14 protein-coding genes are annotated in these 18,428 nt (G+C 61.3%); 2 read left to right on the top strand and 12 right to left on the bottom strand.

The annotated features are described in order from the left end of the window. Positions 1-42: 42 nt before the first annotated feature. From fghA to ACSOSP_RS16570, 3 genes are all read right to left on the bottom strand, one after another. On the bottom strand, positions 43-888 hold the full coding sequence (gene fghA, locus ACSOSP_RS16580) for an S-formylglutathione hydrolase (RefSeq protein WP_455308383.1): 846 nt from the start codon (positions 886-888) through the stop codon (positions 43-45). A 67-nt stretch (positions 889-955) separates the two neighbouring features. Next, on the bottom strand, positions 956-2,062 hold the full coding sequence (locus tag ACSOSP_RS16575) for an S-(hydroxymethyl)glutathione dehydrogenase/class III alcohol dehydrogenase (RefSeq protein WP_031359612.1): 1,107 nt from the start codon (positions 2,060-2,062) through the stop codon (positions 956-958). Between the two features lie 61 nt (positions 2,063-2,123). Further along, entirely contained in the window at positions 2,124-3,347 is a 1,224-nt protein-coding gene (locus tag ACSOSP_RS16570; RefSeq protein WP_455308381.1) for an AGE family epimerase/isomerase, read from the bottom strand. A 399-nt stretch (positions 3,348-3,746) separates the two neighbouring features. Between ACSOSP_RS16570 and ACSOSP_RS16565 the strand changes: the two genes are divergently transcribed. Beyond that, entirely contained in the window at positions 3,747-5,120 is a 1,374-nt protein-coding gene (locus tag ACSOSP_RS16565) for a nucleobase:cation symporter-2 family protein (RefSeq protein ID WP_455308379.1), read from the top strand. 95 nt (positions 5,121-5,215) lie between these two features. On the opposite strand, the gene ACSOSP_RS16560 is transcribed toward ACSOSP_RS16565, so the two are convergent. The 3 genes from ACSOSP_RS16560 to ACSOSP_RS16550 are packed head-to-tail and all read right to left on the bottom strand — an operon-like array spanning position 5,216 to position 11,364. Further along, entirely contained in the window at positions 5,216-6,859 is a 1,644-nt protein-coding gene (locus tag ACSOSP_RS16560) for an efflux transporter outer membrane subunit (protein WP_455308377.1), read from the bottom strand. A 1-nt stretch (position 6,860) separates the two neighbouring features. Continuing rightward, entirely contained in the window at positions 6,861-10,046 is a 3,186-nt protein-coding gene (locus tag ACSOSP_RS16555) for an efflux RND transporter permease subunit (protein ID WP_455308375.1), read from the bottom strand. A 28-nt stretch (positions 10,047-10,074) separates the two neighbouring features. Continuing rightward, positions 10,075-11,364: an efflux RND transporter periplasmic adaptor subunit gene (locus ACSOSP_RS16550; RefSeq protein WP_455308373.1), complete on the bottom strand. Its 1,290-nt coding sequence runs from the start codon at positions 11,362-11,364 to the stop codon at positions 10,075-10,077. 449 nt (positions 11,365-11,813) lie between these two features. Here ACSOSP_RS16550 and ACSOSP_RS16545 point away from each other — a divergent pair, with 449 nt between their 5' ends. After that, a complete protein-coding gene (locus ACSOSP_RS16545; RefSeq protein WP_455308371.1) occupies positions 11,814-12,464 on the top strand; it encodes a TetR family transcriptional regulator in 651 nt (216 codons plus the stop codon). An 18-nt stretch (positions 12,465-12,482) separates the two neighbouring features. Here ACSOSP_RS16545 and ACSOSP_RS16540 read toward each other — a convergent pair whose 3' ends face one another. From ACSOSP_RS16540 to ACSOSP_RS16515, 6 genes are all read right to left on the bottom strand, one after another. Beyond that, positions 12,483-13,247 carry a CoxG family protein gene (locus ACSOSP_RS16540; protein WP_455308370.1) on the bottom strand — a complete coding sequence of 255 codons (765 nt, stop codon included), beginning with the start codon at positions 13,245-13,247 and terminating at the stop codon, positions 12,483-12,485. Positions 13,248-13,294: 47 nt separating this feature from the next. Beyond that, entirely contained in the window at positions 13,295-13,657 is a 363-nt protein-coding gene (locus tag ACSOSP_RS16535; protein ID WP_455308368.1) for a DUF427 domain-containing protein, read from the bottom strand. A gap of 249 nt (positions 13,658-13,906) precedes the next feature. Further along, positions 13,907-14,338, bottom strand: coding sequence for a carboxypeptidase regulatory-like domain-containing protein (locus tag ACSOSP_RS16530; protein ID WP_455310994.1), 432 nt, complete (start codon positions 14,336-14,338; stop codon positions 13,907-13,909). A 351-nt stretch (positions 14,339-14,689) separates the two neighbouring features. Then, positions 14,690-16,225: a DegQ family serine endoprotease gene (locus ACSOSP_RS16525; protein WP_455308366.1), complete on the bottom strand. Its 1,536-nt coding sequence runs from the start codon at positions 16,223-16,225 to the stop codon at positions 14,690-14,692. 65 nt (positions 16,226-16,290) lie between these two features. Further along, positions 16,291-17,616, bottom strand: coding sequence for an ATP-binding protein (locus ACSOSP_RS16520; protein WP_455308364.1), 1,326 nt, complete (start codon positions 17,614-17,616; stop codon positions 16,291-16,293). Next, on the bottom strand, positions 17,616-18,278 hold the full coding sequence (locus ACSOSP_RS16515; RefSeq protein WP_455308363.1) for a response regulator: 663 nt from the start codon (positions 18,276-18,278) through the stop codon (positions 17,616-17,618). Before ACSOSP_RS16515 ends, ACSOSP_RS16520 begins: the two co-directional genes overlap by 1 nt. Between the last annotated feature and the right edge of the window lie 150 nt (positions 18,279-18,428).

Here is an 18,428-nt window from a genome sequence, read left to right as displayed (position 1 = left end):
TCGAAAGCGGGAGCGCATCACGCGCTTCCGCCTGAACCGCTCTCAAGCACACAGCGTCCGTGCATGAAACGCAATATGCTCGCCGATAAACGTCGAGATGAAGTAGTACCCGTGGTCGTAGCCGTCATGCTTGCGCACGGTCACCGCCTGCCCTGCCGCCTTCGCCGCCGCTTCGAATAGATCCGGATGCAACTGCGCCGCGAGGAAATTATCGGCGAGACCCTGGTCGATCAGGATCCCTCCTTCAAATTTCGACGCCGCCGTTTTCACCAGTTCACTAGCGTCATACTGCTTCCACGTTTCCCGATCCTCGCCGAGATAACCCGAAAACGCCTTCACGCCCCAAGGCGATTGCGAAGGCGCGGCGATTGGCGCGAGTGCCGACACCGACTTATAAATGTCCGGGTTCTTCAACGCGAGAACCAGTGCGCCGTGACCGCCCATCGAGTGCCCGAAAATTCCCAGCCGATCCTCACGTACCGGCAATTCAGCAAGCACCGCCGCAAGCAGATCCTGCGTCACATACGAGTACATCCGATAGTTACGCGCCCACGGTTCCTGCGTCGCATCGACGTAAAATCCCGCACCCACGCCGAAGTCCCACGCCGCGCTTTCATTCGGCACGCCGGCACCGCGCGGGCTGGTATCCGGTGCGATCAGCGCGATGCCATGCTCAGCCGCATAACGCTGCGCGCCGGCCTTGATCGGGAAGGTCTCTTCCGTGCAAGTCAGCCCCGCAAGATAGAACAACGCGGGCACTTTTCCTTTGGAGGCCTCGGCGGGCAAAAACACCGAAAACCGCATCGGCAAGCCGATCGATTCGGAATCGTGTTTATAGGTTCGCTGCACGCCACCCCAGCACCGATGTTCTTCCACAAGCTCTAGCATTGCCTCATCCCTTCGATTTTTTTGCCGAGGCAGCGCGCCACCCCGGCTCACGCTTCGCCTGATACGTTTAGTACAACACCACCGAGCGGATCGATTCGCCCTTCTTCATCAGGTCGAAACCTTCATTGATGCGCTCCAGCGGCAGCGTGTGCGTGATCAGGTCATCGATATTGATCTTGCCTTCCATGTACCAGTCGACGATCTTCGGCACATCGGTACGCCCACGCGCGCCGCCGAATGCCGAACCCTTCCATTCACGGCCGGTGACCAACTGGAACGGCCGCGTCGAGATCTCCTCGCCCGCTGCCGCCACGCCGATGATGAACGACTGGCCCCAGCCTTTATGCGTGCATTCCAGCGCCTGGCGCATCACCTTCGTGTTGCCGATACATTCGAACGAATAGTCCGCGCCGCCATCGGTCAACTGCACGATGTGATCGACGACATTCGGCACCTCGTTCGGGTTGATGAAGTGCGTCATGCCGAACTTCTTCGCAAGCTCGACGCGGCGCGGGTTGATGTCGACGCCAATGATCTTGTCCGCCCCGACCATCTTCGCGCCCTGGATCACGTTCAAGCCGATGCCGCCCAGCCCGAACACCACCACGTTCGCGCCGGCTTCGACCTTCGCCGAATACACGACCGCGCCCACGCCCGTCGTCACGCCGCAACCGATGTAGCAAATCTTGTCGAAGGGCGCATCTTCACGCACCTTCGCCACCGCGATTTCCGGCACGACGATGTAATTCGAAAACGTCGAAGTCCCCATGTAATGGAACAACGGCTTGCCGTCGATGGAAAAACGTGACGTGGCATCCGGCATCAATCCACGGCCTTGCGTCGAACGGATCGCCTGGCACAGATTGGTCTTGCGCGACAGGCAGAACTTGCACTGGCGGCACTCGGGCGTATAGAGCGGAATGACGTGATCGCCTTTCCTCAACGTGCCTACGCCCGGACCGACATCGACCACGATACCCGCGCCTTCATGCCCGAGAATGGCGGGGAAGATGCCTTCCGGATCAGCGCCCGACAGCGTGTAGTAGTCGGTATGGCAAATGCCGGTCGCCTTCACTTCGATCAGCACTTCACCGGCGCGCGGTCCTTCGAGATCGACTTCCTCGATGGTGAGCGGCTTTCCGGCTTCCCATGCAATGGCGGCTTTGGTTTTCATATTTGGCTCCGTTTGTTGATCGTTGATTCAGAGTGGGCAGGCAGGCGATACCCGTACTACGTCAAGACACGACGTTTAGTACTTCGTAGCATGCGCCCATGGTGTGATAGTCGACCTTGCCGGCCGGGCTTTTTTCGTTGCTGTATTTCGTGTTGTCGCGAGCGAGTATGCGGTACCACGCGCCCCATTTGTGATCGACAAAATGGTCCCAGCTGTAGGTCCACAACCGGTCGTAATCGTTCCAGTAACGCGTGGCCATGGCCGAATCCCCCGCTTGTGCGGCCTGATCGGCGAGCAACGCGGCGGCGGCCAGCGACTCTGCCTGGACCCAGAAATACTTGTCCTCGTCGTAGAACTCGCCTTTGATATCGAAGCCGTAAACCATCCCGCCATGCTCGTGGTCCCACGAAAAATCCAGCGCACGGTCGAACAGTTCCCGAGCCCGCGTGACGTGCCATGCATCCGGACGATGCCGGTCCAGAATCAGCAGCAGCTTCGCCCATTCGGTCTGATGGCCCGGCTGAAATCCCCATGGCCTGAAGATGTTGGTCTTGTCGCCCTTGTTGTATTCCCAGTCGACCGACCAGTCCGGCTTGTAGTGCTCCCAGACCAGCCCGCCGGCAAGCGCGGCCTGACGATTCACCATGTTGTCCGCGAGCAGCGCGGCGCGGTCCAGGTAACGCACATCCTGCGACGCCTCGAAAGCCGCGAGCATCGCTTCGCAGGCATGCATGTTGGCGTTCTGTCCGCGATACTCCGACACCACCCAGTCCGCGCTCGCCTCGTCTTTGTACAAGCCGTGCGCCGCGTCCCAGAAGTGCGTTTCCATCAGGTCCCAGGTTTCTTCCAGATACCCGCGCGCTTCTTCGAAGCCTGCTTCCAGCGCCTTCGCATAGGCCAGCACGACGAACGCGAGGCCGTAGCAATGATTCGTGGCGTCGGTGACATCACGGCCGTCGAGCGTCCACGCGTAACCGCCGGTCTGCGCATTACGATGAAACTCGCGCAGGTACTCGATGCCATGCCGCACGCCGCCGCGATACTCATCGAGCCCGAAGTGCTTGTACGCCATTGCGTAGTTGAAAACGAAGCGGGTGCTCGACACCAGATGCCGCGACTTGCGGTCATAGAGCGTGCCGTCATCCTTGTAGAAATGATAGAAACCGCCCGCCGGGTCCATGCAGTGCGGGTGATAAAAGGTCATGGTCCGCAGCGCGTGATCGAGCAGGAACTCACGCGAACGAAAGTCGGGATAGGGGGGCAAGGACGTGGTTGTATCGGACATATTTCGTATGAGGCTATGCGTGCTGTCTCGTGGATTCTCGTGAATTCGGCTGGGCGAGCGTAAGTGTAAGCGGAGGTCGAAAACGTGCGGTAAAAACGGGTTGCGACGGGTTTACCCGCTACCCGCGTCGCACCTCGAAAAAACTGACTATGCTGAAGAGCAGATAACCATCATAACCACGCCTCGTATGCGGACGCCTTGCCGGGCGCGACGTAAATCGTCCTTCGCCCGCCAGCCGTGGCTTCATCGCGCCAGACACGATATTAAGGCACTCGTGGCATATCAGCGCGGCTAAGGGGGCCATACGCCAACGTCGACTTGTTCTCGCTTTTTGCGCCACGTACCTTGAATCACTAATTCGAGGGCACGCTCGGATCAAAATTTGGAGACAGAAACAACATGGCAACAATCCCGGTTCACCCCTGCGACGAACGCTTACCCGCCGCCCAGTTGCTTACACTCGGCATTCAGCACGTACTCGTCATGTACGCAGGCGCCGTCGCGGTCCCGCTGATTCTCGGCGCGGCGCTCAAGCTGCCGAAAGACCAGATCGCGTTCCTCATCAGCGCCGATCTGTTCTCGTGCGGCGTCGCGACGCTAATCCAGACATTAGGCCTTTGGATCTTCGGCATCCGCTTGCCGGTCATCATGGGCTGCACGTTCGCCGCCGTCGGTCCGATGGTCGCCATCGGCACGAATCCGGGGCTCGGCATTCTCGACATATTCGGTGCGACGATTGCGGCGGGCATCATCGGAATTTTCCTCGCGCCGATGATCGGAAAGCTGCTGCGGTTTTTCCCGCCCGTGGTGGTCGGCACGGTGATCGCGGTGATCGGTTTGTCGCTGATGGGCGTGGGCATCAACTGGGCAGCCGGGGGTGTAGGGAACCCGGAGTATGGCAATCCGGTTTACCTGCTGCTGGCGCTAGTCGTGCTCACGCTGATCCTGATGATCAACAAGTTTGCACGCGGGTTTATCGCGAATATTTCGGTGCTGCTCGGCATCGTGGCGGGGTTCGGGATTGCCATGTCGCTGGGGCGCGTCGATCTCAACGGCGTGACGAACGCGCCATGGGTCGGCATCGTGCTGCCGTTTCACTTCGGCCTGCCGCACTTCGACCCGCTTTCCATTGCCACGATGGTCATCGTCATGTTCGTCACGTTCATCGAATCGACGGGCATGTTCCTGGCCGTCGGAGACATGGTCGAGCGTCCCGTCGATCAGAACGCGCTGGTGCGCGGACTGCGAGTGGATGGCTTGGGAACGCTGATTGGCGGCATCTTCAACTCGTTTCCGCATACATCGTTCTCGCAGAACGTCGGGCTGATCGGCGTTACCGGTGTGAAAAGCCGCTTCGTCTGTGCGACCGGCGGTGTGATCCTCGTCGCGCTCGGGCTGTTCCCGAAGATGGCGCAAGTGGTGGCGTCGGTACCACCGTTCGTGCTTGGCGGGGCGGGCATCGTCATGTTCGGCATGGTCGCGGCGAACGGGATCAAGGTGCTGTCGAAGGTCGACTTCGTCAAGAACCACCACAACCTGTTTATCGTCGCGGTGAGTATTGGCCTCGGCCTCGTGCCGGTGGTCGCGCCGAAGTTCTTCTCGCAGTTGCCGCACGCCCTGGAACCCATTCTTCATAGCGGGATCCTGCTGGCGTCGGTGTCCGCGGTGTTGCTGAATATCGTCTTCAACGGGGTGAAGAAAGAACGCGATGCGACCTGCGCGATCCATCGTGCCGGACGGGATTTTGATGGAAGGGCGAAGGTCAAGCACTGAAGGAGTTCGCGCAGAACTGAGAGATAAAAAGCCGAAATAAAAAAACCGCAGCCCCGAAAGGCTGCGGTTTTTCAACATCTGAACCACGTAATACCTTACCCTGCCGATCCCACTGCTTTTCCGTCGGCATCAACCTGCGGCTTTGCAGCCGGCACCAGATGCTGCACAGGAACCAGCTTCGCAGGGCCCGTCGAAGCGGAACTGACCGTCGTGCCCGAAGCCGCTGGAGCGGCAGCCGCCGTCGGCGTACCGATATCGCGGTAATTCGGCATGGCATCCGAAGGACGTGGCTGGTCGCCTGCATGCTCGATCCAGCCGCCACCCAGTTCACGATACAAATCGACGAGGTTCGTCACCCGGTTCAGCCGCGCCGTGATCAGCAACTGCTGCGCGGTGTACAGGTTCGTCTGGGCCGTCAACACGCTCAGATAGTTGTCCACGCCGTTGCGATATCGCATATCCGACAGCTCCAGCCCGCGAGCCTGCGACTTCACAAACCGCTCGAGCGCCTTGATCTGCTCGTCGTAAGTGCCGCGCGCGGCCAGCCCGTCCGCCACTTCGCGGAACGCCGTCTGGATCGCCTTCTCGTAATTCGCGATCTCGATGCGCTTCTGGATCTGAGCCAGATCCAGGTTGGCCAGGTTCGTGCCGCCTTCGAAAATCGGAATCGAGATTTGCGGTGCGAACGACCACGCCGCCGAGCCCGGCTTGAACAATGTGCCGAGCGAAGGCGCCAATGTCCCGAAGCTGCCCGTGAGCGAAACCTTCGGGAAAAACGCCGCACGCGCCGCACCGATATTCGCGTTCGCCGCGAGCAGCGAATGCTCCGCCGACGCGATATCCGGACGCCGCACAAGCAGGTCCGAAGGCAGTCCGGCGGGGATATCGGCGAGCAGGTTCTGGCTGTCGAGCGGCAGGCCCGGCGGCAAATCTGCCGGCAGCGGCTCACCAATCAACAACACCAGCGCATTCTCGGCCTGCGCCCGCAGACGCAATTGCGACTGCAGGTTGGAGGCGGCCTGCTGCAGGATGCCCTCGGACTGAGTGACGTCGAGTTCGGTGCCTACGCCGTTATCGAATTGCAGCTTCGTGATCCGATATGACTCCTGCGCCGTCTTCAACGTATTGCGCGTGACGGTTAGCTGGTCGTCGTCGGAGAGCATCGTCAGATACTGATCGGCGACTTGCGACACCAGCGAGATTTCCGCCGCCTTGCGTGTTTCCGCAAGCGCGAAATACTGCTCGAGCGCCTGGTCCTTCAAGCTCTGGATCCGCCCGAAGAAGTCGATTTCCCAGGACGCATTCACGCCGACCGAATACTGGTTCGAGATGGTCTGCCCGAACAACGACAGATCCTTCGGCGTGCGCGACTTCGTCTGCGACCCGACGGCGTCGAGCGTGGGCAACAACTCGGCACGCGTGATCTGATACTGCGAGCGCGCCGCTGCCACATTGAGCATGGACACGCGCAGGTCACGGTTGTTCTTCAGCGCGATTTCGACGATCTGCTGCAAGCGTGCATCGACGAAGAAATCGCGCCAGCCGATGTCCACCGCCGGCTTCGCCTGAGCGGAACCGCTTGGCGCCGCCGGCGACGTTGCGTCCGGCTGCTTGTCATACACGCCGCCCGTCGGGAACGTCTGGTCGACGGGCGCCGCCGGGCGCTCGTACTTCGGCGCCATCGTGCAGCCTGCCGCAAAAAGCGCGACCGCTGCCGCTATCAAGGAGTGTTTTAGCATCTCAATGTCCTTCCTTGGCCGGAGCAGGCGTGCCACCGTGGCCACCATCATTGCCATCGCCGCCGTGGGTGTGCTGCGGCGTACCCTTGTCGTGGCTGATTTTGCTGATCACCACGAAGAACATGGGGATCATGAAAATGGCCAGGAAGGTCGCCGTCAACATCCCGCCGATCACGCCGGTACCAATGGCGTGCTGGCTGGCTGAACCCGCGCCGTTACTGATTGCAAGCGGCAACACGCCGAGAATGAACGCCAGCGACGTCATCAGAATCGGGCGCAACCGCTGGCGGGCCGCTTCCATTGCCGCTTCCACCGTGGTCCTGCCCTGACTGCGCAAATCGCGTGCGAATTCCACGATCAAAATTGCGTTCTTCGCCGACAACCCCACCGTGGTCAGCAAGCCGACCTGGAAGAACACGTCGTTTTCCAGCCCGCGCAAAGTAGCCGCGAGCAATGCGCCCAAGATACCGAGCGGCACGACCATGATCACCGAGAACGGAATCGACCAGCTTTCATACAACGCCGCGAGACACAAGAACACGACGAGAATCGAGATGCCGTACAAGATTGGCGCTTGCGAACCCGACTGGCGTTCCTGCAGCGACAAGCCCGTCCATTCGTAGCCGATCCCCGCCGGCAATTTCGCCGCGATCGCTTCGATGGCCTGCATGGCCTGACCCGTCGATTTACCCGGAGCCGCCGCACCCTGGATTTCCACCGCGGAAATACCGTTGTAGCGTTCGAGCTTCGGTGAACCGTAGATCCATTCGCCAGAACCGAATGCACCGAACGGAACCATCGCGCCGGAGGTATTGCGCACATACCACTTGTTCAGGTCTTCCGGGTTCATGCGGAATTGCGCGTCGCCCTGTACGTACACCTTCTTGATCCGGTTATCGACGTCCAGGAAGTTGTTCACGTACGACGAAGCCCACGCGATCGAGAACACCTGGTCGATCGTCGCCGGCGACAAGCCCAGCGCATTCGCCTTCTCGCGATCCACGTTCACCTTGAACTGCGGCGTATCGTTCAGGCCGTTAGGACGAACCTGCGCAAGCGTCGGATCCTTCGACGCCATGCCGAGCAGCATGTTGCGCGCTTCCATCAGCTTCGCGTGACCGAGACCCGAGCGATCCTGCAACTCGAAGTCGAAGCCTGAAGCCGTGCCCAGTTCCGGAATGGACGGCGGATTGACCGGGAAGATCATCGCGTCCTTGTAGCTCGCGAAGTGCCCGAACATCCGGCCCACCAGCGCGCCCACCTTCTGGTCCGCGTGCTGCCGCAATCCGTAGTCCTTCATCCGCACGAACACGAGGCCCGAGTTCTGGCCGCGGCCCGCGAAGCTGAAGCCGTTCACCGTAAAGACCGCTTCGACGATGTCCTTCTGGTCCGTCAGCAGCCAGTTGGTGACGTCGGCGAGAACCTTGGCCGTGCGTTCCTGCGTGGAACCCGCCGGCGCCTGGACGAGCACGAACATCGTGCCCTGGTCTTCGTCAGGCAAGAACGACTTCGGCAAGCGAACGAACAGGAAACCCACCGCGACGATCACCACCAGATAGATGATGAGCCAGCGCCCTGAGCGCTTGATCACGTGCTCGACGCCGCTGTGATACTTGTCCTGGCTCTTCGTGAACGTACGGTTGAACCAGCCGAAGAAACCCTTCTTCTCGACGTGATGATCCTTGTCGATCGGCTTTAGCAGCGTCGCGCACAAGGCCGGCGTCAGGATCAACGCGGTCAGCACGGACAAGATCATGGCCGCGACGATCGTCAGCGAAAACTGCCGGTAGATCGCGCCCACCGAACCGCCCGAGAACGCCACCGGCACGAACACGGCCGACAGCACGAGCGCCACGCCAACCAGCGCGCCGGTAATCTGGTCCATCGCCTTGCGGGTGGCGTCTCGTGGAGATAAACCCTCCTCGGCCATCACCCGTTCGACGTTTTCCACCACCACGATCGCATCGTCCACCAGCAAGCCGATGGCGAGCACCAGCCCGAACATGGAGAGCGTATTGATGGAGAAACCCACCAGCCCCATGATCGCGAAGGTACCCAACAGCACGACCGGCACCGCGATGGTCGGGATCAGCGTGGCCCGCAGGTTCTGCAGGAACAGGTACATCACCAGGAACACCAGCACGATCCCTTCGATCAGCGTCTTGACCACTTCTTCAATAGACAGCTTCACGAACGGCGTGGTGTCGTACGGATACTTCACGACGAGACCCGGCGGGAAATACTTCGACAGGTCGTCGATCTTCGCGCGCACAGCCTTCGCCGTGTTCAGCGCGTTGGCGCCTGTCGCGAGCTGGATACCGAAGCCGGCGGTCGGCTGACCGTTGTACTTCGTGTCGAAGTTGTAGTTCTCACCGCCCAGCTCGATGCGCGACACGTCCTTCAGGCGCACTTGCGAGCCGTCTTGATTCACCTTCAGCAGGATATTGCCGAACTGCTCAGGCGTTTGCAGCAGCGTCGCTTCCGTGATGGTCGCCTGCAGCATCTGGCCCGGCACTGCCGGCGTGCCGCCCAGACCACCGCCCGCCACCTGCACGTTCTGCGCAGCAACAGCGTTGGTCACATCGAGCGGCGTCAACGCGTAGTTGTTCAGCTTGGTTGCATCCAGCCAGATCCGCATGGCGAATTGCGAGCCGAACAACGTCACCGTGCCCACCCCGTCGATACGGCTGATCGGGTCTTCCACCTTCGACGCCACGTAGTTCGCGAGGTCGTAACGGCCCATGGAACCGTCTGTAGAGACGAACGCCATCACCATCAAGAAGCTGCTGCTCGACTTCGTCACCTTGGAGCCGAGTTGCTGAACGGCTTGCGGCAAGAGCGGCGTCGCGAGTTGCAGCTTGTTCTGCACCTGCACCTGCGCGATGTCCGGATTCGTTCCGGCCGCGAACGTCAACGTAATGGTGGCTGTGCCGGAGTCATCACTGGTGGAAGACAGGTACAGCAAGTGATCGAGGCCGCTCATCTGCTGCTCGATCACCTGCGTCACCGTGTTTTCCACCGTGCTGGCGGACGCACCCGGGTACGTAGCACTGATCTGAATGGCCGGCGGTGCAATGGTCGGATACTGCGCGACCGGCAACGTGAAGATCGAAGCGATCCCCGACAGCATCAGAATAATGGCGATCACCCATGCAAAAATCGGGCGATCGATAAAGAACTTTGCCATGAAACAGGCTCCCTTTTATTGCGCCTGATTACGCGCCTGATGCCGCGGAAGCCGGTGCCGCGGATGCGGCCGCCGGATTGCTCGAAGCCGCCGCACCGCTTGCGCCAGCGTCCGCTGCCGCCGGAGCCGCGCCCGAAGCTGCACCTGGAGCCGCACCGGATGCCGGTTGAGCCGCCTGGGCCGGAAGCTGTGCGTCGACAGGCTTCACGGTCGAACCTGGCCGCGCTTTTTCCGTGCCCTGCACGATCACGCGATCGCCTGCAGTCAAGCCGCTATCCACAACCCACTTGTCGCCGTAGGTACCCGATGTCACCAGCTGGCGCAAAGCCACCTTGTTGTCCGGACCGACCACGAGCGCCGTCGGCTGGCCCTTCTGGTCATGCGTCACGCCGACTTGCGGGACCACCAGCGCCTTGTCGTTCACGCCTTCGTCAATACGGGCGCGCACGAACATGCCCGGCAGCAGCACGCGGTCCTTGTTCGGGAAAATTGCGCGCACGGTGACCGAACCGGTGCCCTGGTCCACGCTCACGTCGGAGAATTGCAGCTTGCCCGCTTCCGAATACGTGCGGCCGTCTTCCAGGATCAGCGTGACCTTGGCGGCGTTGACGCCGCCGGTCTGCAAGCGGCCTTCCTGGATGTCACGGCGAAGCTTCAGGCCGTCCACGCTCGATTGCGTCAGGTCGACATAAACCGGATCGAGTTGTTGAATCGTGGTGAGCAACGTGGCGGCGCTAGCCTGCACGTAAGCGCCCGGCGTGACCTGCGACAAACCCGTGCGGCCCGTGATAGGTGACACTACGTCCGTATAACCCAGGTTGATCTGCGCGGTGTCGACAGCCGCCTTGCCCGACGCGACGTCGGCTACGGCCTGGCCTTGAGTCGCCACGGCGTTGTCGTAGTCTTGCTTACTGACCGCGTTTGCCGCGACGAGGATCTTGTAGCGCGCCGCCTGGGCGTTTTGCGTGACCACGTTGGCCTGCGCCTTGGCGAGTGTTGCCTTGGCCGTGTTCAGGGCCGCGATGTACGGTGCCGGATCGATCTTGTAGAGCCGCTGGCCCGCCTTCACTTCAGCGCCTTCCGTGAATTCACGACGCAACACAATGCCGTCGACCCGTGCACGAACCTGCGCGACAAGAAATGCGCTCGTGCGGCCAGGCAGTTCGCTCACGACAGGAACGGTGGTGGGCTGAACAGTGATGACCCCGACTTCGGGGGTTTGGGGCGGCGGTGCTGCTGGTTTTTGTCCGCAGGCTGCAAGAATCACGGCAGCCGTCGCGGCACTGATTAAGCGGAATGGAACCCGTTCGACGCGCATGGAGCGACCTCTGTCAAAGACTGAGATTGAAATAAGTGCGCGGCCGCCTTCTACGGGCGGGCCGCTACGAGCGTCTGGAGACGCTTACCAGTAGCCAGTGGGCGCAAAAACCAGTGCCCCGACCATCATTCGTCCGCTGCGCCGCGAGCCGTCTCTATGTACGGCTGCCGCTGACAACACCCTTGGGAAGGGCACGCTAACGGACGGCGGATTGAAAGCTGTGTCGGATATTAACCGGTCAGTGCTACTTGGGCTATCGTTGGACGGATGGTATTGTATATACATTCACGAACGAACGTAAAAGAGACGATCGTACGTGAACAAGAGCAGTGCGAGGGGAATCGTCTCGAAGGATTAGCAGGCGATGAACAAATGTATGACGTCGCTGCAGTGCAATGTAAGACGGCAGTAAACTAGCCGCAGGCAGGCAAGCAGGAACCCACGAAATAATGGTCAGACGAACCAAGGAAGAAGCGGCGGAGACGCGCAATAGTATTCTCGATGCGGCAGAACGTGTTTTCTTCGAGAAAGGCGTTTCGCGCACCACGCTGGCGGACATCGCGCTGGAAGCCGGCGTCACGCGCGGCGCAATCTATTGGCACTTTGCGAACAAGGGTGATCTGTTCACCGCCATGTTCGACCGGAGCCTGTTACCGCTTGACGAACTGGTCGAAGCAACGCTCGACACAAAAGAAGCCGATCCGCTTGGCCGTATCCGCGACATCTTCATCTGGTGCATGCGCAATATCGCGCTCGATGAGCAGCGCCGGCGCGTATTCGACATCCTGTTCCTGAAATGCGAGTTCGTGGAAGACATGGGGCCGGTGCGCGAGCGGCATCAGACGAACATGCGCGAGGGGAAAGAGAAGATCGAGCGCGGACTGCGCAATGCGGTTGATAAAGGCCAGTTGCCGCCCATGCTCGATACGCGCCATGCCACCACCATCCTGCACGCGCTTTTCACCGGCATTCTCTACGACTCGCTGATGGTGCCCGAGAGCATCGACCTCAAGAATGATGCGGAACGCCTGATCGATTCCTGTTTCGACGTCATGCGCTACAGCCCTCATATGCTGCTGAGTTCCGGCGACCCCTCGTAGCCGGGTGCGGCCGCTGTGCTATCGCAGACCGTAACGCTGCGCGAGAAACAGGAACACGGCGACACAGCAGACCAACGCGGCCCACGCCCAGGCGGGCAAACTGTGCGGATGGGGATGGCGAGGCGCGTGACCGGGCAGCCGATGACGCAAGACGCCGCCAATAGCATCGGCCGTCGCCGCCGCGCGGGATTTGTGCGCCGCGGGGGTACCGTGACGCGCAAATGCTGCCGACATGGAGATCGGCCGCAAGAACACATGCCGGCGCGAGACAGCCGGCTTGGGTGCGGCGGCAGGCTGCTGGCCATGCTTCGCCCGCACGACTTCGCAGAATTCGATAAAAAAATCGTCGGCGACTTCACGCAGTGAATTTTCGATCTGGCGTGCCGGCAAACCCGCCAGCGGCCCCGTGAGCGTCGCCCAGACGGTGTATTCAATCCAGGTGGATGAGCCGTTGGCATCCGGAATCAGCGCCACAGCGATTTGTCCGCGCAACGATCCCACGCCTTCGCCACACGCCTTGAAACTCAGGGTCTGCGCGTCGACTTCGCCGGGTTGGCCGTCATGACGCGGCAAACGGGTTGCATCGGCAACGTGTGCCCGGATGGCGTAGTGCGCCCGCAACGCGCCAAGCGGCACCGTCAACCTCAATGTGTATTCGCCACCGGCAAGACGTATCAGCGATTCGCAGTTATCGATGCTCGCACGCACCAGCGCAAGATCTCCCAACGCCTCGCGCACCTGAGCGGGTTCCAGCGGAATGCGTAAGGCATCGGCGACTTCCATTGGGCCCTCCCCATACATGGCGCCCATTTTTATGTTGACCTGGCGTCTCAGGTTCCGGCCGTCTCGTCGATACGATCGACCCGCGACGGATAAAACGCCAGATAGCTTTTAATTTTCTCGACGCCTTCTTTCGGCTGCTCGTAACTCCAGACAGCGTTGTCCACTGGACCGTCTTCCGTCAGCAGATGGTAGTACGTGGCCTCGCCCTTGAAAGGGCAATGCGAGGTATGCGTGGACTTCGAGAGGCGCGCCATGTTGACATCGGCACGCGGAAAATAATGCACGGGATCGTGGCCAGTTTCGGTCAGCGTCAACGCCGAATGCGTGTCGGCATACGTCACGCCCTGATGAATCACGCGATGGCGTCGCGGATTCAGCGAGATTTCGATGTGATGGGTGTCGGTGCTCATCGCGCGCTCCCGGTACCAAAAAACCAAACGTCCGCCATCGCGTTTGCAGCAGCGGCATAAAAAAGCCACGGGTTTTCCGGGACCCGTGGCTTTCATTATGTGACAACTTCGGGGTGCTTGTGCAACCTCCTCTAACGTCTTTGGTGCCTGCGCCACACTTCACGAATCGCCGCAGTGTTTTGCTTCGTGTGCGGTTTTGCGTACGGTGGCTCACCACGGCGGATAGTGCGTTTGATGGTGTCTGACGGCTTACTGCATGGACCAGTGGAAATCAGCCTTCGCCTTCCCGTTGCCGGCCACCGTCACCCCTTGCTTCTTTTCCGAGTCTTTGTACTTGGCGTAAACCGTGTAATGACCCGGGGGCAGCTTCACCAGCATGTACGGGCCCATGGCGTCGGTCTTGAGCACTTCCGAGTCCTTTGCGTCGGCAATCCGTACGTGGACGTCAGCGAGATAGTCCGACGTCGGCCCCGTGAAACGCAACGAAAGCGGCCAATGCGCCTGCTCGCGAATCAGGGCGTGCGATTCGTCCAGGCCCACGCCGCCGGACGTGAATGACACGTTGCCCTGCGTCTGGACCTGCGGCAGGCCGCCGCCGTTCGTGTTGCCGGCGCTGCTCGTGTCGCTCGTTCCCCCGCCCACGGTCTGCGCGAACGCGGCGCCAGCCATTCCGAACGTCATCACGGCCGCCAGCACGGCAATGGACGCCTTTCTCGCGGCAGGCCGGCGATGTTTAGTTAACGTACGGGTGTTTGCTTCGGTAGGTGCTTCAATCGCTGCTTTAGTCGTCTTGGTCATCGTGATCAGCTCCTTATGGACTTCAGACGCCTTCATCGGCGTTGCGCTTGTGTCCCGACGTGCAGCACGCTGTGTTTTGCGCAGTCGGGCTAAAGCGTTTCGGGAGAGAAACTATCAGCACGGTTCATGCCTGCAATTCACCCTATTTTTCAGGGCGGCATTGTTGCGCGCCAGGTAACGCATGCCGCCCCGTTCCTGCATCGGCGTTCAGCCGACATTTCAATTGACCAACGGTCAACCCAGATCCACCGGCACGAAGATCTGCGCATCGTCGCGCTGGATCAGCAACGCGATGCTGTCGCCTGCGTGAGCCACCATCGTCTTCAGTTGCTCCACGGTCGTGATCGGCTGGCCGTTGACCGCCAGGATCACGTCGCCGGCCTGGATGCCGGCGCTTTCAGCCGCGCCGCCCGCCTGCTGCACGAGCAAACCGCGCGACAGCGACGCGCTTTGCTTTTCGTCAGCCGTCAGCGGCCGCACCGAGACACCCAGCCGTGCATCCTGCGATGCCGAATTGGCTTGGTCCGCACCCTTGCCCGTGCTTGCGGTCTTGGCGTCCGACAACGTGCCCACGGTCACGCTCAGGTCTTTCGTGGCCTTGTCGCGCCAGACCTGCACCTTGGTCGTGGTGCCCGGCGCGAGCGCTGCCACCTGCGACGGCAATGCGTTCGAGTCCGCAACCGACTGGCCGTCGACTGAGAGGATCACGTCGCCGGGCTGGATACCCGCCTTCGCCGCCGGACCGCCCGCTTCGACCGAACTCACGAGCGCCCCATTCGGGCTTTGCAGGCCGAACGACTTCGCGAGCGTCTGGTCCATACCCTGCACGGTCACGCCGAGACGGCCGCGATCCACGTGGCCGGTCTTCACCAGCGCGTCTTTCACCTTCATGGCTTCATTGATCGGGATTGCGAACGAAAGTCCCTGGAATCCGCCGGTCTGCGAATAGATCATCGAGTTGATGCCGATCACTTCACCTTGCAGGTTGAAGAGCGGGCCACCCGAGTTACCCGGATTCACCGGTACATCGGTCTGGATGAACGGCGTGTAATTCTCGTTCGGCAACGAGCGCGATTTCGCGCTGATGATGCCTGACGTCACGGTGTTATCGAAACCGTAAGGCGAGCCGATTGCGACCACCCACTGGCCGACCTTGCTGCCGTTCGGGTCTCCAATCTTGACGACCGGCAGGTTCTTCGCATCGATCTTCAGCACAGCGACATCCGACTGCTTGTCCGAGCCGATCACCTTCGCGCGATATTCGCGCTTGTCGGTAGTCTTGACCGTCACCACGTTCGCACCGTCGACGACGTGCGCGTTGGTCAGGATGTAACCGTCGCTGCTCACGATAAAGCCCGAACCCAGGCTTTCGCTGGGGGTATCGGCAGCGTTCTGGCCGTCGTTGCCGCCCATGCCCGGCACGCCATTACCGTAGAAATGCTTGAAGAATTGATAGAACGGATCGTTCGGATCGATCGGCAATTGTGGATTGCCGCCATTCGCCCCGCCGTTCATGCCGTTGCGGCGCGACGCGGTCTTCACCACGTGTTTCGCGCTGATGTTGACGACCGCCGGGCCGTAGGTTTCGACCAGACCGGAGAAATCCGGAATACCGGTCTTCGCAGCGGCTTCGGCCGGCATCATGGCGGCTTGTGCGGGCGTGATGACCTGCGGTGCCGGGACGTTCCGGTTTCCGGCCACGTAACCCGCCGACAAGGCGACTACAACTGCTACTGCAACGGCGCTGCGGGAAATGACCTTCGAATTCATCGTGTGCTCCTCGGGGATACGCTTCAGGATGAAACGAAGAGTAAAAGGCGCCGCTTAAAGGGCACTTAAAGCGAAGTATTTAAAGCGGAGCTGAATTGAATGGAGACGAGCAGACCGCCGCTTTTCGATTCGGCGAGCGAAACTTTCGCGTCATGCTGCACCGCTATCCGGCGCACGATCGCCAGGCCCAGGCCACTGCCGGCCACGTCCGTGCGCGCGCGGCTCGCGCCCATTCCCGCCCGATAAAACCGGTCGAACACGCGCTCGCGTTCATCGGCGGGAATGCCCGGGCCGGTGTCGGCCAGCTCCACCGTGGGATAGCCGTCTTTCACCTGCAGGCAGACGTCCACGCGCCCGCCGCTCGGCGTGTATTTCGTGGCGTTATCGATGAGATTGTTGAACATGACGCGCAACGCGTTGGCATCGCCGTAAATGGTCGCCGGCTCGCTCGCCTCGATGCCCAGGTCAACGCCCCGCTGTTGCGCCACCAGCACGGAGCCGCCGACACATTCGTCCAGCAGCGCGTGCAGGTCCACCGGCTTGCTTTCACTCTTGCCGTCGGGTTCCGAGCGCGCGAGCGCAAGCAGTTGCTCGGCGAGCCGCGTGGCGCGCGTGATACCCGCCTGCAGGTCGTCGAGCGCTTCCTTGCGCGACTCATCGTCTTTCGCGCGCGCCACCAGTTGCGACTGGATCTGCACGGCGGCGAGCGGCGTGCGAAGCTCGTGGGCGGCGTCGGCGACGAAAGCCTTTTGGGTATCAAGCGCGGTCGCGAGGCGGGAGAGCAGCGCGTTCAACGCGCGCACGACGGGCACGACCTCTTCGGGCAAGCGGTTGTCGGGCAACGGTTCCAGCGCTTCGGGATGACGGGTGTCGAGCGCACGCGTGACGCGTTGCAGCGGCTTCAACCCCCGTCCGACGATGATCCATATCGCCATGCCGAGCAGCGGCAGCAGCACCACGAGCGGCCACAAGGTTCGCCACGCGACACCCGCTGCCAGCCGGTTGCGGATGGACAGCGGCTGCGCGAGCTGGACGACGTTATCGCCAACGATGGCGCTGTAGACGCGCCATACGCCGCGCGGCGTGGCTTCGGTGGAGAAGCCCAGTTCTGCGTGGGGAGCAAGCGGCACCCGCGGGTGCGAGTAGTACATGAGCACGCCGTTGCGATTCCAGATCTGGATCACGACGCCTTCGTCGCTGTCGCTGCGCGATTGCAGCACCGACGAAAACGGCTCCGACGGCAACGCGGCCGCGATCTGCTCCAGTTGGTAATCGAAGAGTTCGTTTGCTTCGGCCAGTGCCTGACGATAGATCAGCCAGCCCGCAAACCCCACGCCGACGATCACCAGCGCCAGCAGCCAGACCAGCAGTTGGCGTCGAATGGAATGCATCAGGCTTCCTTCGACACCATGTAACCGAGTCCACGGACATTGCGGATAAGGTCGGGCCCAAGCTTTTTGCGCAGCGAATGGATGTAGACCTCGACCGTATTGCTGCCGATTTCCTCACCCCAGCCGTAGATTTTTTCTTCGAGCTGGCTCTTCGATAAAACCGCGCCCGGGCGGGCCATCAAGGCTTCGAGCAGCGCGAATTCGCGGGCGGAGAGCGCGACGGCGTTGCCCTCCAGCGTGACCTGGTGGCCCACCGGGTCCAGCGTCAATGCGCCGTGGCGGATCAGGGAGTCGCCGCGGCCGGCGTGGCGGCGGATCAGGGCGCGCATGCGGGCGCCCAGTTCGTCGAGGTCGAAGGGTTTGACGAGATAGTCGTCGGCGCCGGCGTCCAGGCCTTTTACGCGATCGGCTATGGAATCGCGGGCGGTGACGATCAGCACAGGCAGCGCGTTGCCTTTTGCTCTCAGGCTTTTGAGGACGTCGAGGCCGTCGCGTTTCGGCAAGCCCAGGTCCAGCAGCATCAGATCGTAAGGTTCGCCGCCTACCGCGGTCAGGGCGGTTTCGCCGTCCTGGACCCAGTCCACCGCAAATCCGTCACTGCGCAGCGCCTTGCGGACGCCTTCCGCAATCATTCTGTCGTCTTCTACTAGCAGGATTCGCATGTTTCGCTCTGCGGCTCTTGGCGGCCTTGCGGCCCGGGCGTTCATTTTAGCCGGGACGGGTCAAGCAGGGCTTAAAGGGGACTTAAGGCGGGTTTTTGCCGCTGACCTCCTTGCGTAGCCTTCGCTCCGCCCATCCCGGCGGCCCTGCGC

The sequence above is a fragment of the Caballeronia sp. KNU42 genome, assembly GCF_053760385.1.
This window is presented reverse-complemented; position numbering and strand designations above follow the sequence as displayed.

Bases quoted from the DNA above. Each gene is read 5' to 3' on its own strand.
- ACSOSP_RS16565 (WP_455308379.1), top strand. From the start codon at position 3,747: ATGGCAACAATCCCGGTTCACCCCTGCGACGAACGCTTACCCGCCGCC.
- ACSOSP_RS16545 (WP_455308371.1), top strand. From the start codon at position 11,814: ATGGTCAGACGAACCAAGGAAGAAGCGGCGGAGACGCGCAATAGTATT.
- ACSOSP_RS16570 (WP_455308381.1), bottom strand. From the start codon at position 3,347: ATGTCCGATACAACCACGTCCTTGCCCCCCTATCCCGACTTTCGTTCG.
- ACSOSP_RS16520 (WP_455308364.1), bottom strand. From the start codon at position 17,616: ATGCATTCCATTCGACGCCAACTGCTGGTCTGGCTGCTGGCGCTGGTG.
- ACSOSP_RS16555 (WP_455308375.1), bottom strand. From the start codon at position 10,046: ATGGCAAAGTTCTTTATCGATCGCCCGATTTTTGCATGGGTGATCGCC.
- ACSOSP_RS16540 (WP_455308370.1), bottom strand. From the start codon at position 13,247: ATGGAAGTCGCCGATGCCTTACGCATTCCGCTGGAACCCGCTCAGGTG.
- ACSOSP_RS16515 (WP_455308363.1), bottom strand. From the start codon at position 18,278: ATGCGAATCCTGCTAGTAGAAGACGACAGAATGATTGCGGAAGGCGTC.
- fghA (WP_455308383.1), bottom strand. From the start codon at position 888: ATGCTAGAGCTTGTGGAAGAACATCGGTGCTGGGGTGGCGTGCAGCGA.
- ACSOSP_RS16575 (WP_031359612.1), bottom strand. From the start codon at position 2,062: ATGAAAACCAAAGCCGCCATTGCATGGGAAGCCGGAAAGCCGCTCACC.
- ACSOSP_RS16550 (WP_455308373.1), bottom strand. From the start codon at position 11,364: ATGCGCGTCGAACGGGTTCCATTCCGCTTAATCAGTGCCGCGACGGCT.
- ACSOSP_RS16525 (WP_455308366.1), bottom strand. From the start codon at position 16,225: ATGAATTCGAAGGTCATTTCCCGCAGCGCCGTTGCAGTAGCAGTTGTA.
- ACSOSP_RS16535 (WP_455308368.1), bottom strand. From the start codon at position 13,657: ATGAGCACCGACACCCATCACATCGAAATCTCGCTGAATCCGCGACGC.
- ACSOSP_RS16560 (WP_455308377.1), bottom strand. From the start codon at position 6,859: ATGCTAAAACACTCCTTGATAGCGGCAGCGGTCGCGCTTTTTGCGGCA.
- ACSOSP_RS16530 (WP_455310994.1), bottom strand. From the start codon at position 14,338: ATGACGTTCGGAATGGCTGGCGCCGCGTTCGCGCAGACCGTGGGCGGG.